The sequence below is a fragment of the Bacillus sp. Bvel1 genome (genome assembly GCF_014872755.1).
GTDB lineage: Bacteria > Bacillota > Bacilli > Bacillales > Bacillaceae > Bacillus > Bacillus velezensis.
On record NZ_JAAOBZ010000004.1, the window covers coordinates 19,106 to 34,340 of the forward strand.

14 protein-coding genes and 5 tRNA genes are annotated in these 15,235 nt (G+C 46.0%); 14 read left to right on the top strand and 5 right to left on the bottom strand.

Annotation, left to right across the window (positions count from 1 at the left end):
- Positions 1 to 79: 79 nt before the first annotated feature.
- The 3 genes from murQ to HAP68_RS00900 form a co-directional block, all read right to left on the bottom strand.
- On the bottom strand, positions 80 to 1,009 hold the full coding sequence (gene murQ / locus HAP68_RS00890) for an N-acetylmuramic acid 6-phosphate etherase (RefSeq protein WP_003156769.1): 930 nt from the start codon (positions 1,007 to 1,009) through the stop codon (positions 80 to 82).
- Positions 1,010 to 1,108: 99 nt separating this feature from the next.
- Entirely contained in the window at positions 1,109 to 1,585 is a 477-nt protein-coding gene (locus HAP68_RS00895; RefSeq protein WP_014304238.1) for a GNAT family N-acetyltransferase, read from the bottom strand.
- 18 nt (positions 1,586 to 1,603) lie between these two features.
- Entirely contained in the window at positions 1,604 to 2,056 is a 453-nt protein-coding gene (locus HAP68_RS00900; protein WP_003156767.1) for a 2-thiouracil desulfurase family protein, read from the bottom strand.
- Positions 2,057 to 2,236: 180 nt separating this feature from the next.
- On the opposite strand from HAP68_RS00900, the gene HAP68_RS00905 reads away from it, so the two are divergent.
- From HAP68_RS00905 to HAP68_RS00965, 13 genes are all read left to right on the top strand, one after another.
- Positions 2,237 to 2,308, top strand: a tRNA-Glu gene (locus HAP68_RS00905).
- Between the two features lie 3 nt (positions 2,309 to 2,311).
- Positions 2,312 to 2,387 (top strand) — tRNA-Val (locus HAP68_RS00910).
- 5 nt (positions 2,388 to 2,392) lie between these two features.
- Positions 2,393 to 2,465: transfer RNA gene (locus HAP68_RS00915), tRNA-Thr, on the top strand.
- Positions 2,466 to 2,484: 19 nt separating this feature from the next.
- Positions 2,485 to 2,569, top strand: a tRNA-Tyr gene (locus HAP68_RS00920).
- Between the two features lie 4 nt (positions 2,570 to 2,573).
- A tRNA-Gln gene (locus tag HAP68_RS00925) sits at positions 2,574 to 2,645 on the top strand.
- Between the two features lie 229 nt (positions 2,646 to 2,874).
- Complete coding sequence (gene sigW, locus HAP68_RS00930) at positions 2,875 to 3,438, top strand: RNA polymerase sigma factor SigW (RefSeq protein WP_003156766.1); 564 nt, start codon at positions 2,875 to 2,877, stop codon at positions 3,436 to 3,438.
- Between the two features lie 13 nt (positions 3,439 to 3,451).
- Entirely contained in the window at positions 3,452 to 4,078 is a 627-nt protein-coding gene (gene rsiW / locus HAP68_RS00935; protein WP_024084814.1) for an anti-sigma-W factor RsiW, read from the top strand.
- Between the two features lie 166 nt (positions 4,079 to 4,244).
- Entirely contained in the window at positions 4,245 to 5,066 is an 822-nt protein-coding gene (gene cdaA / locus HAP68_RS00940; protein ID WP_003156763.1) for a diadenylate cyclase CdaA, read from the top strand.
- Positions 5,059 to 6,498: a CdaR family protein gene (locus tag HAP68_RS00945; protein ID WP_024084815.1), complete on the top strand. Its 1,440-nt coding sequence runs from the start codon at positions 5,059 to 5,061 to the stop codon at positions 6,496 to 6,498. Before cdaA ends, HAP68_RS00945 begins: the two co-directional genes overlap by 8 nt.
- A gap of 17 nt (positions 6,499 to 6,515) precedes the next feature.
- Positions 6,516 to 7,862, top strand: a complete 1,347-nt coding sequence (gene glmM, locus HAP68_RS00950) for a phosphoglucosamine mutase (RefSeq protein ID WP_003156759.1) — start codon at positions 6,516 to 6,518, stop codon at positions 7,860 to 7,862.
- Between the two features lie 431 nt (positions 7,863 to 8,293).
- Entirely contained in the window at positions 8,294 to 10,096 is a 1,803-nt protein-coding gene (gene glmS / locus HAP68_RS00955) for a glutamine--fructose-6-phosphate transaminase (isomerizing) (protein WP_024084816.1), read from the top strand.
- 418 nt (positions 10,097 to 10,514) lie between these two features.
- Positions 10,515 to 11,387, top strand: coding sequence for an ABC transporter ATP-binding protein (locus HAP68_RS00960; RefSeq protein WP_024084817.1), 873 nt, complete (start codon positions 10,515 to 10,517; stop codon positions 11,385 to 11,387).
- Entirely contained in the window at positions 11,365 to 12,018 is a 654-nt protein-coding gene (locus HAP68_RS00965) for an ABC-2 transporter permease (RefSeq protein WP_024084818.1), read from the top strand. The genes HAP68_RS00960 and HAP68_RS00965 overlap by 23 nt, the downstream gene beginning before the upstream one ends.
- A 114-nt stretch (positions 12,019 to 12,132) precedes the next feature.
- On the opposite strand, the gene HAP68_RS00970 is transcribed toward HAP68_RS00965, so the two are convergent.
- A complete protein-coding gene (locus tag HAP68_RS00970) occupies positions 12,133 to 13,008 on the bottom strand; it encodes a hypothetical protein (RefSeq protein ID WP_024084819.1) in 876 nt (291 codons plus the stop codon).
- A 134-nt stretch (positions 13,009 to 13,142) separates the two neighbouring features.
- Here HAP68_RS00970 and HAP68_RS00975 point away from each other — a divergent pair, with 134 nt between their 5' ends.
- Positions 13,143 to 14,309: a DUF4885 family protein gene (locus HAP68_RS00975; protein WP_024084820.1), complete on the top strand. Its 1,167-nt coding sequence runs from the start codon at positions 13,143 to 13,145 to the stop codon at positions 14,307 to 14,309.
- A 52-nt stretch (positions 14,310 to 14,361) separates the two neighbouring features.
- Here HAP68_RS00975 and HAP68_RS00980 read toward each other — a convergent pair whose 3' ends face one another.
- A complete protein-coding gene (locus HAP68_RS00980) occupies positions 14,362 to 15,207 on the bottom strand; it encodes an aldo/keto reductase (protein WP_079891861.1) in 846 nt (281 codons plus the stop codon).
- Positions 15,208 to 15,235 lie beyond the last annotated feature (28 nt).

Consider the following 15,235-nt stretch of genomic DNA (forward strand, 5'->3'; position numbering starts at 1 on the left):
ACGCGTCCTAAAAGCGCCTGCGCCGAACATGAAAACGGCGCGGGCTCGTAAAAGCACAATATTTTTCTCCAAAGAACGATCAGCGTTCTTTTTCTCTTGAAACGTGCTGTTCAATGGCTTTATCAATGAATCCTTCTGATTCTTTGAGCAGTGCCTTCGCGTGTGTTTCGTCCGAATTCGTCTTCAGCATGACGATTGCCGTTTTGACATGGCTGTCTGCGGCCTCAAGCGTTTCTTTTGCCTTGTCGTACGGAACGCCCGTGATGCTTTGGATAATGCCGATTGCGCGTTCTTTCAATTTTTCGTTGCTGACATGAACGTCCACCATTAAATTTTCGTACACTTTGCCGCTTTTAATCATTACGGCCGTGGAAATCATGTTCAGAATCATTTTATGTGCCGTCGCGGCTTTCATTCGTGTTGACCCTGTAATCACTTCGGGACCGACAATGACTTCGATGCTGTGATCGGCAAAGGTGCTGATCAATGAGTCCTTATTGCATGTGAGCGCGACGGTTTTGGCGCCGATTGTTTTTGCATATTTCAGCGCACCGGCCGCATACGGCGTGCGCCCGCTTGCCGCGATGGCGATCACGGTGTCTTCTGCGGTAAGCCCGATCGTTTTGAGATCGAGAGCGCCGGTTTCCTCGCTGTCTTCTATACCTTCAGCCGCTTGCAAAAAGGCGTCTGCCCCTCCGGCCATCAGACCGATGACGGTGTCGGGACTTACGCTGTATGTAGGCGGGCATTCAACCGCATCCAGTACACCGAGTCTGCCGCTTGTGCCCGCTCCCGCATAAATCAGCCTGCCGTTTCGCCGTAAGGACTGATGGGCGAATTGAACGGCAATCTGAATATCGGGCAGCACCTGCTGAACGGCTTCAGCCACTTTGAAATCCTCTTCGTTAATGATGCGGAGAATTTCCATCGTGTCTGCCTGATGGATTGAAGCGGTCTGCGGATTTCTGGTTTCTGTGGTCAATCTGTGAATGTTAAGCCGGTCTGTCATGATTGTACCCTCCCAAGTCGTTAATACTTGAAGTATATGGGCTTCTGAATAGATGTTTCAAGAAAAATCGGCAGGGATGAGATGAATAATCAAGCGCTTTCACAAAAAATGATGCAGAATGTGCTGTTCACCGATCGGACCGATCCTGCGCCGCCCTTTGTCAATAAAACCGGAAGACCTGTACAGGTTCTTTGCACGTTGATTGCGATGGTTTACAGCAAGCACGATTTCATCACACCAAGGAAAGTAATTTGCAACAAAAGCGGGGAGCTGCAGCATCGCTTGTTTGGCATAACCTTTTCCCTGATGCGGCGCATGTAATGACAGCGCACTCAGCAAAATGGCAGACACATTGTTCGAATACGGAGCAATGGTTTCTTTTGAGGTATGTAAAATAAAAAAACCGACGGGGCGGTCTTCTTTTAAAATGACTGTCGGGTAGCGATCCCGGATGACAAGCGCCTGCGGCAGGACATCTATCGGCAGAGCTGTGAACTTTTTATCTTCTTCACTCAGCACAAACCCGTTCAGCCCGTCTGCATGCTCCGGTTTATAAAAGGACAGGGCTACATCCATGATATCTACTCTCCTTTTTTATAATTGATCCAATTCATCTTCTGATAGAACACGGCAGCCTGCCCGTTTTAAAAGAGCGGAAGTGATGCCGTCTCCGAGTATTTTTTTTCCTGAGAAAGTGCCGTCATAGATAAAGCTGCTGCCGCAGGACGGACTGTTTTCTTTAAGGATGACCGTTGCGGCGCCTATTTCTTTTGCGTATGCTAACGTTTTTTCCGCGCCGTCCATATATAAAGCTGTAACGTCTTCGCCTGATGCCGTTACGATTCTTGCCGTTCCGTTCAGCACGTCTTCACCCGTGCCGCCGATGATTTCCGCCGGTTCGCGGGGAGTGGTGAAGCCGCCCAAAAGTTCGGGGCAGACCATAACAGCTTTCTTTTCTTCTACGAGTCTGCGGATTTTTTCCGAAGCGGCGTGAGAGCCGTTATATCTGCATTCGATACCGCCGAGACAAGAGCTGACTAAGATCATCTGTGTCCATTCCCTTCAATATTTTGATACTTTCATCATAAATGAAATAAGAGAGGAGGGATGAGTTTTTCAGTTAAAAAACGGGTAAAAAAGTTTGAAAATAAAAAAAATAATTTTTCTCTTTACAAATGGGGTACAACCTGTATATAATAACTTTTGTCAGCTCGACGCGGACACAGCGGCCCGTTGGTCAAGCGGTTAAGACACCGCCCTTTCACGGCGGTAACACGGGTTCGAATCCCGTACGGGTCATATGGAGGATTAGCTCAGCTGGGAGAGCATCTGCCTTACAAGCAGAGGGTCGGCGGTTCGAGCCCGTCATCCTCCACCATATTTGCCGGCCTAGCTCAATTGGTAGAGCAACTGACTTGTAATCAGTAGGTTGGGGGTTCAAGTCCTCTGGCCGGCACTGTTTTCCAAAAAAATACGGAGGGGTAGCGAAGTGGCTAAACGCGGCGGACTGTAAATCCGCTCCCTCAGGGTTCGGCAGTTCGAATCTGCCCCCCTCCACCATTTTTGGGCTATAGCCAAGCGGTAAGGCAACGGACTTTGACTCCGTCATGCGTTGGTTCGAATCCAGCTAGCCCAGTCTCAGACACCTTTTGCATAAAGGTGTCTTTTTTTATCGGCATTTTGTTTCGATTTTTGATTGTTCATCAGATATACTATTTTTAAGCTGCTGTTAAGGCAGTATATTCTGTATTTTCCATCTACACCCTGCCTGAAATTTGGTAAAATAAATGTAATAAAAAAATGAAACCTTTTAAAACAATCAACGTATAGATACAGACCGGTGAAGGGCAGAGGTAAGATAAAACATGGAAAACCTGATTAAAAAAAGAATCAAGCAAGTCAAAAAAGGCGATCAAAATGCGTTTGCAGAAATCGTTGACCTTTATAAAGATAAGATTTACCAGCTTTGCTACCGCATGCTCGGCAATGTGCACGAAGCGGAAGATATTGCGCAGGAAGCTTTTATCAGAGCGTATGTCAATATCGACAGTTTCGATATCAACAGAAAGTTTTCAACGTGGCTTTACAGAATTGCGACCAACCTGACCATTGACCGCATCCGCAAGAAAAAGCCTGATTACTATCTGGACGCAGAAGTAGCGGGAGCAGAAGGGCTGACGATGTATTCGCAGATCGCCGCGGACGGGGTTCTCCCTGAAGACGCCGTATTGTCATTGGAGCTGTCGGACACAATTCAGAAAAAGATTTTAAAGCTCCCTGACAAGTACAGAACGGTTATTGTATTAAAGTATATTGACGAACTCTCTTTAATTGAAATCGGGGAGATTCTGAATATCCCTGTCGGCACCGTAAAGACAAGGATACACAGAGGCAGAGAGGCTCTTAGAAAACAATTGAGGGATCTTTAAGTGGGGTGATGAAATGAGCTGTCCTGAACAGATTGTGCAGCTTATGCATAAGCATCTTGATGGAGATATCCTTCCTGAAGATGAAAACGTATTAAAACAACATTTGCAGTCATGCGGGAATTGCAAACGGCATTTTCATGAAATGGAGAAATCCGTAGCACTCGTCCGAAGCACATCGCATGTCACGGCCCCTGCTGATTTTACTGCCAAAGTTATGGCGAATCTTCCAAAAGAGAAAAAACGCGCTTCTGTAAAACGATGGATCAAAACTCATCCGATAATTGCAGCCGCAGCGGTTTTTGTGATTTTAATGGGCGGCGGTTTTTTCAACAGCTGGCATAATGACCACAATTTCAGTGTGTCCAAACAGCCGAACCTTGTCGTGCAGAATCACACGGTCACCGTCCCTGAAGGCGAGACCGTAAAGGGCGATGTCACAGTAAAAAACGGCAAGCTGTTCATTGAAGGAAAAGTCGACGGCAATGTGACCGTCGTCAACGGAGAAAAATACATGGCCTCAGCCGGACAAGTCACCGGGCAGATTGAAGAGATTAACCAATTGTTTGACTGGGTCTGGTACGAACTGAAATCGGCGGGACAGGGCGTCGTAAGCGCTTTGGACCCGAATGAAGATGAGTAAAGCGTATAATCGCTTTACTCTTTTTTTGTGCAACGCCGCGCCGGCTCATTTCACTTGAGAAATCAAAATGTGGTATAATGAGCACGCTATATGATGTACATATTGCTCATGCAGCACAATTCATAACGGAAAAAACGAAATGACTGAATTCTTGGAGGACGAGGAAATGGCTTTTGAGGACATCCCATTTTTGCAATACCTCGGCAATGCCGTTGATATTCTCCTTGTTTGGTATGTGATATATAAATTAATCATGGTCATACGCGGGACGAAGGCGGTTCAGCTTTTAAAAGGAATCGTCGTCATCGTATTGGTCCGGATGGCCAGTTCATATTTGGGACTCAGCACGCTTCAGTGGCTGATGGACCAAGCGATAACATGGGGATTTTTAGCGATCATCATTATATTCCAGCCTGAGCTGAGACGGGCGCTTGAACAGCTCGGACGGGGCCGGTTCTTTTCCAGGAGCGGAACCCCTGTGGAGGAAGCGCAGCATAAGACAATTGAAGCGATTACAAAATCGATCAGCTACATGGCGAAACGCCGCATCGGCGCACTCATCGCCATTGAGCGCGATACGGGAATGGGCGATTATATTGAGACGGGCATCCCGCTTAATGCGCAGGTCAGCTCGGAGCTTTTGATTAATATCTTCATCCCCAATACACCGCTGCATGATGGAGCGGTCATTATGAAAAATAACGAGATTGCTGCGGCTGCCTGTTATCTGCCGCTTTCTGAAAGCCCGTTTATTTCAAAGGAGCTGGGGACGCGTCACAGAGCGGCTGTCGGCATCAGTGAAGTGACGGACAGCTTAACCATTATTGTATCTGAAGAGACGGGCGCCATCAGTGTGGCCAAAAACGGAGACCTTCACAGAGAATTGACGGAAGAAGCACTGAAAGAAATGCTTGAAGCCGAGTTTAAGAAGAACGCCAGAGACACTTCTTCTAACCGCTGGTACTGGAGGGGCAAGAAAAATGGATAAATTCTTAAACAACCGCTGGGCTGTAAAGATCATTGCATTGCTCTTGGCGCTGCTGCTTTACGTTGCGGTTAACAACAACCAGGCGCCGACTCCGAAAAAGCCGGGGGAATCCTTTTTTCCGACATCAACGACTGACGAGGCTACGCTTACTGATATTCCTGTAAAAGCATACTACGATGAAGCGAACTATGTCGTCACCGGCGTGCCCCAGACGGTAAATGTCACGATTAAAGGCTCGACAAGCGCGGTGAAAAAAGCGAGACAGACGAAGAATTTTGAGATATACGCCGATATGAATAAGCTGAAGACCGGGACTCATAAGGTCGAATTGAAGGCGAAAAACGTATCGGACGGACTGACGATCTCCATAAACCCGTCAGTCACGACGGTTACGATTCAGGAAAAAACGGCTGAGAGTTTTCCCGTGGAAGTTGAATACTACAATAAAAGCAAAATGAAAAAGGGATATACCCCTCAGCAGCCGATTATCAGCCCGAAAAACGTGCAGATTACAGGTTCGAAAAATGTGATTGATAACATTTCACTTGTCAAAGCATCCGTGAACCTTGAAAATGCAAATGAGACCATTGAAAAGGAAGTGAAGGTGACCGTCTATGACAAAGACGGCAACGCACTTCCTGTTGATGTTGAACCGTCAGTCATTAAAGTGACGGTTCCCGTAGCCAGTCCGAGCAAAAAGCTTCCTTTCAAAATCGAAAGGAAGGGAAGTCTTCCGGACGGGGTGAGTGTTGCGAGTATTGACTCGAATCCGAGTGAGGTGACGGTTTACGGCCCGCAGGATGTGCTGGATTCACTGGAATTTATTGACGGCGTATCTCTTGATTTAGGCAAAATTCATAAAGATACCGATATCAATGCCGATATCCCGCTTCCTAAGGGCGTCACTAAGGTATCACCGGAAAAAATCACGCTTCATGTTAAAGTGGACAGTGAAGACAAAAAGGATTTTGACAATGTCGCAATCAAGACGGTCGGACTGGGAGGCTCACAGCAGATTGAGTTTCTCGACCCTGAATCGCAGGCGATAAATATTACGGCCAAAGGCTCTCCCGCCAACATTAAGGCGCTGAAAAAGTCGGACATTGAACTGTATGCCAATGTCTCGGACTTGGATGACGGAGAGCACTCTGTAAAGCTTGAAGTAAACGGCCCGCAAAACGTCACATGGTCCCTGTCAAAAGACACGGTTAAGATCAAGCTGACTTCTAACAAAAACACAAGTTCAAATAAAAATGACGGCGGCTCCGCTGATTCCGGCAATAAGAACGGCACAAGCGGAGACGCAGACAAAGACAAGAGCAAGAACCGGGAAGACGACACTGACAGCGATCAGAATAAAAGTCAAAACCAGGATCAAAATCAAGACCAGGATGAAGACGGATCAAGCGCTGATTCTTCTTCAACAGAATGAAAAAGGAGCGATACAAAATGGGCAAGTATTTTGGAACAGATGGTGTAAGAGGTGTTGCCAACAGCGAGCTTACGCCAGAGCTGGCCTTTAAAGTGGGGCGTTTTGGCGGTTATGTCCTGACCAAAGATAAGCAGCGCCCGAAAGTGCTGATCGGCCGTGATACACGTATCTCCGGACATATGCTGGAGGGAGCCCTTGTCGCCGGACTTTTATCGATCGGAGCTGAAGTGATGCGCCTCGGCGTTATTTCTACGCCGGGGGTATCCTATTTAACGAAAGCCATGGATGCTGAGGCGGGCGTCATGATCTCCGCTTCTCACAACCCCGTACAGGATAACGGAATTAAATTTTTCGGAGGGGACGGCTTTAAGCTTTCTGATGAGCAGGAGGCCGAGATTGAACGTCTCATGGAGGAACCGGAAGATAAGCTGCCGAGACCGACAGGCGCGGACCTCGGGCTTGTGAACGATTATTTTGAAGGCGTTCAAAAGTATCTGCAATTTTTAAAACAGACGGCGGACGAAGATTTTACGGGCATTCATGTAGCGCTTGACTGCGCCCATGGTGCGACATCTTCTATTGCGACGCACCTTTTTGCCGATCTCGATGCTGACGTATCTACAATGGGGACGTCTCCGAACGGATTAAACATTAATGATGGCGTCGGTTCTACACACCCGGAAGCGCTGAGTGCTTTCGTCAAAGAAAAAAACGCCGATATCGGCCTTGCGTTTGACGGCGACGGCGACCGCCTCATTGCCGTTGATGAAAAAGGAAACATCGTCGACGGCGATCAGATCATGTACATATGCGCGAAGTATTTGAAATCAGAAGGCCGTCTGAAGGATGATACCGTCGTATCGACCGTGATGAGCAACCTCGGTTTCTACAAAGCGCTTGAAAAAGAAGAAATCAAAAGCGTTCAAACGGCAGTCGGCGACCGCTATGTCGTAGAAGCGATGAAAAAAGACGGCTATAATGTCGGCGGAGAGCAGTCAGGGCACCTTATTTTCCTTGATTACAACACTACCGGCGACGGTCTTTTGTCCGCGATCATGCTTGTGAATACGCTGAAGGCGTCCGGCAAAACCCTTTCAGAACTTGCGGATGAAATGAAAAAATTCCCGCAGCTCTTAGTGAACGTGAAAGTGACGGATAAATATAAGGTAGAAGAAAACGCTAAGGTGAAGGCCGTGATTTCTGAAGTGGAAAAAGAAATGAACGGAGACGGCCGGATTTTAGTGCGCCCGTCAGGCACCGAACCGCTCGTACGCGTGATGGCGGAAGCGAGAACAAAAGAGCTTTGTGACGAATATGTCACAAAAATCGTGGATGTCGTGCGGACAGAAATGGGAGCGGAGTAGCGAAGTTTATAAGCAGAGAGCGAACAAGACAAGTGCGATCAGCATAAAATGATAGTAAACATGATGCCGGGGCGGCAAAAAATAATTGACCGTCCTTGGCACATGCTGTAAAATCAAGCTTGTTCAGCCTTTGTTTTTCACTTGCAGGAAAGGCGGGATTGTTTGCATCTTTTATAATTACAGCGCCCGAACTAAGCGCCCGAAAAACGGCTTAGTTGACGAGGATGGAGGTTATCGAATTTTCGGCGGATGCCTCCCGGCTGATTCATTTAGATCACAGCCGTAAGGATTTCTTCAAACCGGAGGGGCGACTCTCCGAACAAAGGGAAATCACATGATCTTCCAAAAAAACATGTGGGAGGGGACGATTGAAAGTCCCCTTGTAATTTGACTTTCTTCGTCTCCTTTTACACCTTTAGGAGGAAGAAAATATGTGTGGAATTGTAGGTTACATCGGTCAGCTTGATGCGAAAGAGATTTTGTTAAAAGGATTAGAGAAGCTTGAGTACCGCGGCTATGACTCTGCCGGTATCGCTGTGGCGAATGAGCAGGGCGTGCATGTGTACAAAGAAAAAGGCCGCATCGCCGACCTTCGTGAAGTGGTGGATCACACGGTTGAATCTCAAGCGGGAATCGGCCATACACGCTGGGCGACTCACGGCGAACCAAGCTTCCTGAACGCTCACCCGCATCAAAGCGCACTCGGCCGCTTTACACTTGTTCACAACGGTGTGATCGAGAACTATGTTCAGCTGAAGCGCGAATATCTTGAAAACGTTGAACTGAAAAGCGACACGGACACTGAAGTAGTCGTTCAAATGATCGAGCAATTTGTGGCGGGAGGACTCAGCACAGAAGAAGCGTTCCGCAAAACACTGACTCTGTTAAAAGGCTCTTACGCAATTGCATTATTTGACGGTGAAAACACAGACACCATTTACGTTGCAAAAAACAAAAGCCCTCTGTTAATCGGCCTTGGAGATACGTTTAACGTCGTGGCATCTGACGCGATGGCTATGCTTCAAGTAACGAATGAATACGTTGAGCTTTTGGACAAAGAAATGGTGATCGTGACAAAAGACGAAGCCGTGATTAAAAACCTTGACGGTGAAGTCATGACACGTGCGTCTTATATCGCTGAGCTTGACGCCAGTGATATCGAAAAAGGCACATACCCTCACTACATGTTAAAAGAAACGGATGAGCAGCCGCTTGTTATGCGCAAAATCATCCAAACGTATCAGGACGAAAACGGCAGACTGGCCGTGGCCGGCGATGTCGCTGACGCCGTGGCGGAAGCGGACCGCATTTATATCGTGGCTTGCGGAACGAGCTACCATGCCGGTCTTGTCGGGAAACAATATATTGAAATGTGGGCAAACGTACCGGTTGAAGTGCATGTAGCGAGTGAATTCTCTTACAACATGCCGCTTCTGTCTAAGAAGCCGCTCTTTATCTTCCTTTCTCAAAGCGGAGAAACAGCGGACAGCCGCGCCGTGCTTGTTCAAGTCAAAGCGCTGGGTCACAAAGCGCTGACGATTACAAACGTTCCGGGATCAACGCTTTCCCGTGAAGCGGATTACACATTGCTTCTGCACGCAGGCCCTGAGATCGCGGTTGCATCAACAAAAGCGTATACGGCTCAGATTGCCGTGCTTGCGATCCTTGCGTCCGTTGCAGCAGAACGCAACGGCGTTGATATCGGTTTTGATTTAGTCAAAGAATTAGGTATCACGGCAAACGCCATGGAAGCCCTCTGCGACCAGAAGGACGAAATGGAAATGATCGCGCGTGAGTACCTGACTGTTTCAAGAAACGCTTTCTTCATCGGCCGCGGCCTTGACTACTTCGTATGTGTCGAAGGCGCCCTGAAGCTGAAAGAGATTTCTTACATCCAGGCGGAAGGCTTCGCCGGCGGCGAGCTGAAGCATGGAACAATCGCTCTGATTGAAGAAGGAACACCGGTCTTTGCGCTTGCGACACAAGAACACGTCAACCTGAGCATCCGCGGAAACGTGAAGGAAGTCGCAGCCCGCGGCGCCAACACTTGCATCATCTCGCTGAAAGGCTTAGAAGACGCAGACGACAGATTCATCCTGCCGGAAGTCAACCCTGCGCTTGCTCCGCTGGTATCTGTTGTGCCATTGCAGCTGATCGCTTACTACGCTGCACTGCATCGCGGGTGTGACGTTGATAAACCGCGCAACCTTGCGAAGAGTGTTACGGTGGAATAATATATTTAACCCCTTTGGTTATTAGCCAGAGGGGTTTTTTAATGCGGAAATGAGAAATGCATACTCTTTGCGATTGTAAAGAAATCCCCTTTTATATATTGAAAAGGAGTAACACCTGCTTTATAATACGAGATGCATTCCGGTTAACATCCATAAATGTAATCATTAGTAAATCATTTTGTGTATACCTCATCGGAAAGTAAACACCTCAGCAGTTTTCATCATGAATATCCCATTATATAAACCTAATCAATCGATTACACTTCCATATTATGCTTAAGACTTTAAAATCCCTTTTGTATTTCCCGACTCCTGATCCATTATGAATACCTAGACCAGATATGAAAATCACAACATTTTTGCAATAATCCGGTTCAATTCTTAAAAAAGTCCTGACAACAATGATAGGAGTGGAATGATGTCAAACCTTTTAGAAATCAGAAACATCAGCAAATCTTTTGGTCATAAAGCTGTTTTAAAGGATGTTACATTCAATGTGCCTGCCGGATCAATTGTCGGTTTTATCGGTGATAACGGCGCAGGCAAGTCAACAACATTTAAAACGATATTAGGATTAATTTCTCAGGATAGAGGTAAAGTGAAAATCTTTGGTAAAGAGAATCTGGATAAACATATAAAGTTTAAAGAAGATATTGGGGTCGTATTTGATGCGATGAATCTTCCCGCGCACCTTACGATAAAGCAGCTGAATCATGTATTTAAGAAACTGTTCGGTGCTTGGGACCAAGATCAATTTTACCAGTTGGTTCATTCTTTCTCTTTACCTATGGACAAAAAAGTGAATACATTCTCGCGCGGCATGTCAATGAAGTTATCTGTAGCTGTTGCTTTGTCGCATAATGCAAAATTATTACTTCTGGATGAAGCAACGGGAGGGCTTGATCCCTCTTCAAGAGATGACCTGTTAAATGAATTAAAAAGCTTTGTGAGTAAAAGCAACGGAGGTATTTTACTTTCATCGCACATTATGACTGATGTCGAGAAGATAGCCAGCCATATCATTATGATGAAAGATGGCGAAATTTTATTAAATGAAGAGAAAGATAAGGTTCTTGAAAGCTATACCGTTATAGACGTTGATGAAGGTCAATTGGCTGAGATTGACGAAGATATCGTTCTAGCAAAAAGGAATCATGGATCTTATTGGAGTGTGCTTGTATCGGATCAACAGAAATTGCCGAATGGCGTAACGGCCAACACCATTTCCATAGAAGAAATCAGCGTCTTTTTAACGAGGAGTGAAAACATTGAGAGGTCTGTTACTGACTAACTATTACTTGGTTTATCGGAGTTTCTTTGCATACACGGGGTTGGCCATATTGGTATCAGCAGTCATTTTTTATTTTGGGGATGCTTCAATGCATCGTTTTGTTGCTATGCTGATTATTTTGTTTGTCGTTATGCCCGCACTTGAGGTTATAAAGTATGAGAGCAAGTCAGGCTATGACAGGTATGTTCTGACTTTACCGGTCAGCAGAACAAATATTGTTCAAAGTCACTATTTCTTTTATCTTTTGATTGTTGTGATCGGAGCTGTAATATCTTATGGTATTTTCCTTGTATACAGCCTGGGTTCTGATGAACCAATTGACGGTATATTTAATATTGTCTCTTTTGGAACGTTCATCGTTCTCTTTGCCGGTGCAATCGTTTATCCTCTTCTCTACATGATAGGCCCGGAAAAATCCGATGCTATCGTGATTGGAGGGGCAATGGGGGGACTTTTTGCTACCTTTGGATTACAAAGTGTCGTTGGGTATGCAGCAGAACAAGTACCGCTGTCATTTTTGCACATAAATCCTTCTTTATATGTCCCGATTATATATCTCATGATCGGCGTTATCTTATATATCATTTCATTTTTCATCGCCGCAGCTATATATCATAAAAAAGAATTTTAGCAGCTGTTTAATGATTTTATGCTGTGACAACAGGATAAGGCATGGCACGGGCTCATGATTTTACTTTAAATCCAAGCAGGCAGCCGCCCGCACAATGGGCGGCTGTTCTTCTAATTAAAACTGCGTTGTCACATCGTACTCATAATCAATCTTCAATTTCACATTTTTCATAGCCGATTTTGCTGTTGCAAGTGTGTTGTATTTAAAATTCCAGATGCTTGAGACTGAGAGGTTATCTTCCAGTGTGATACCGTAATTTCCTTGAGTGGAGCTGTTTGCGAGTGCGCGGTGCCACACTTTATTTTCTTCTGTCATTATGCAGTGTCTTGTGTTTCCTTGACTTGGTATTTGAGTCGCGGCGGTGCTGATTCTTTTCACTATGGCATCTTTTGGAATGCTTGTCTGTTTGGTTAAGTCGAGCCTGAGAACGGTTGAATCTGATCCGTTCGGACTGAGGCTTGTATTTCCTTTATTTTCAGCTGTGCCGCTGAATGCGAAGGTCTCGCTTCCGGCTTTGATTCGATCGTAAATGGAGAGTGTAAAGTATATATCGTCAGTGTATGAGCCGCGGGACACTTTTACGTAGAACGTCTCGTTGTTTTCTTTCGCATCTGTAATGGCATAGATAAAAGGAAGCGGCGTATCAGGGTTTATCACTTCTGTGCCTTTACTGATCAGCACTTTGTTTTTATTATAAATTTCAATGCTCATTCCCTTGTATTCACTTCTTGTTGAGCTCCTGACATAGAGTCTTTCTCCCTTATTTGCCGTGAAAGTGAAGTACGATTCTTTTTCCCCTTCCGGCAATATGGCAGTATCAATATTTTTATATTTCCAGTAGCCTACCGGATTGGCAGTTTCAAATGAGTGATTTCCTGTAATAGCGCTTATTTGTGATGAGTTCTTTTGAGACGCAGAGGCTGAAGGTGCAATCAATACGCCTGATAATACGATTGCACTGACAAATAGTATAGATATATACTTTTTCATGGAAAAATCCCCCTTTTTGACAACATCATACATAAAAACTCCCGTAATGTAAACATTTGTTATTTTAGTTTAAAATCAACTGGAAAACAGCCGATACAAATACTAGAACATTATCTCAAGCGGAGGTTAAAAACATGCGCCTAAACGCTCGTTATATAAAAAATCAAGTAATGGCTCAGCAAGTGCTTCAGCGGTATTCTTCCAAAACAAATGTGAAAGATGCGGCAAAAGGATCGGACAGCTTATTGATTCAGACAGGCGGGAGCCGCGATCTGAGCCAGGTGAATTATTCAAGGAGCGGTGTCACTGAGAAAGGGAGCAGCCTGTCCCGTTTATATCAATCTGCAAATCAGAAAACGATTACGGATAATGGGAATGAGACGGTAATAGACGCTAATAATCCGTATGAGTCTGAGAGTGATATTGCGAGCAAGATTCTTGATGAGAAATACAGCCGTATCAATGAAATCAATAAACGAAAACCAGTTCCTTTGCATTATATTAAGGATAAATACCAGCATGCCGATTCACCTTATTTCAGAAGTGATTTATCAGAATCGGAGCGTCAGGCCGCTTATCATAATGAAACGGAATGGCTGTTTAAGGGGAAAGCCCAGAGCTATGATTTCCGTGATGCGGCGTTTCGGGGTGAAACGCTCAACGGAGAGATTCAAGTCGAAAATGAAAAGGTGTTTCAGCGGGCGCAGGTGAATCAGCAGATTGAGATGCTTTTCCATCGGAATCATATTCAGATTCCGGAGGGTGCGAATCTTACATTTACGATATCACCGATTGATTATCTGTTAAAAGTGAGCGGGACTGACGATAAAGAGCTCACTCAGCAGATTGAAGCTGTCTTAAACTCCGGGGAAAACAGCAAAGAGCTGTTTGCGCACATCATTCGCAGCCGGAGTGATGACTCCTCGCAGTTTACGCCGGAAACATATGAGAAATATCAAGTCGTTCGGGAAATGTACGAGGTGACCGGCTATCATCTGAAAGACTTGCAGATCGTGGACGGAAAGTACGTCACAGAAGACGGACGCGACCTTTTAGACGTCTATAAGGAAGCGCTGCAGCAAGATCCTTTGTTGAGACATACGGCGGCAGAAGCGGCCGCCCATTACGGACAGGGGCTCACGAAGCTTGCGAGAACGGGTTATGACGCCATTCCTGATTTGGTTCTGTCCATTGAGTATAAAAACGGATCTCTGCGTGATGCCGGTCAAAGCAGGCAATACGGATCTGGGGATACAGATTGGCTTTCTGAATGGAAACGGGAGCTGGGTGTGCGTATATAAAAATGAGAAAAAAGCTGACAAATGATGCCGTCAGCTTTCTTTATGTCTTTTCTTAAAACTCCTCATACTCCGCCGGGTCTTGGCCGTTTATCCGTCCGTCGGGGCGGGTAAGCGAGTCGATGATGCTCATGTCGTTTTCATCAAGGGAGAAATCAAAAACAGAGATGTTTTCAAGCTGGCGCTCGGGCGATGCTGATTTTGGAATCGGGATGGCGCCCAGCTGGATATGCCAGCGCAAAATGACTTGAGAAATGGTTTTGCCGTATTTGTCCGCAATCTGTCCGAGTTTTTGATCGTTCAATACTTCGCCGGCGCGGGATAACGGACTCCATGATTCTGTCACGATGCCCTGTTCTTCGTGCCATTGGCGCTGCTGCTGCTGATTAAAAGCGGGATGCAGTTCAATTTGGTTGATGCCTGGCTTTACGCCGGTTTCACGTTCGAGCCGTTCGATGTGCTCAGGCAGGAAATTGCAGACGCCGATGGATCGGATCAGGCCCCATTTTTTCGCATCAATCAGTGCCTGCCATGCTTCCGTGTAGCGGTCTTGTTTCGGATTCGGCCAATGGACGAGATACAGGTCATAGTAGTCCAGACCGGCGCGGTATAAAGATTCTTGGATGGTTTGTACAGCTTTGTCATAGTCATGGTAGCGCCCGGGCAGCTTGGACGTCACGTATAGCTGTTCTCTCGGAACAGAGCTTCTGCGGATGGCTTCTCCGACCGCCCCTTCATTTTCATAGTTATAAGCGGTATCAATCAGACGGTAGCCGATATCAATGGCGCTGGTAATGGCATGAACGCCATTGTTTCCATTAAGAGCGTATGTACCGAAGCCGATCGCGGGAATGTTTGTCCCATCCAGCAGTTTCTTTTGCGGAATTGTCCCAGTCATCATTAAATCCCTCCTTGTTTTCTACTTTACC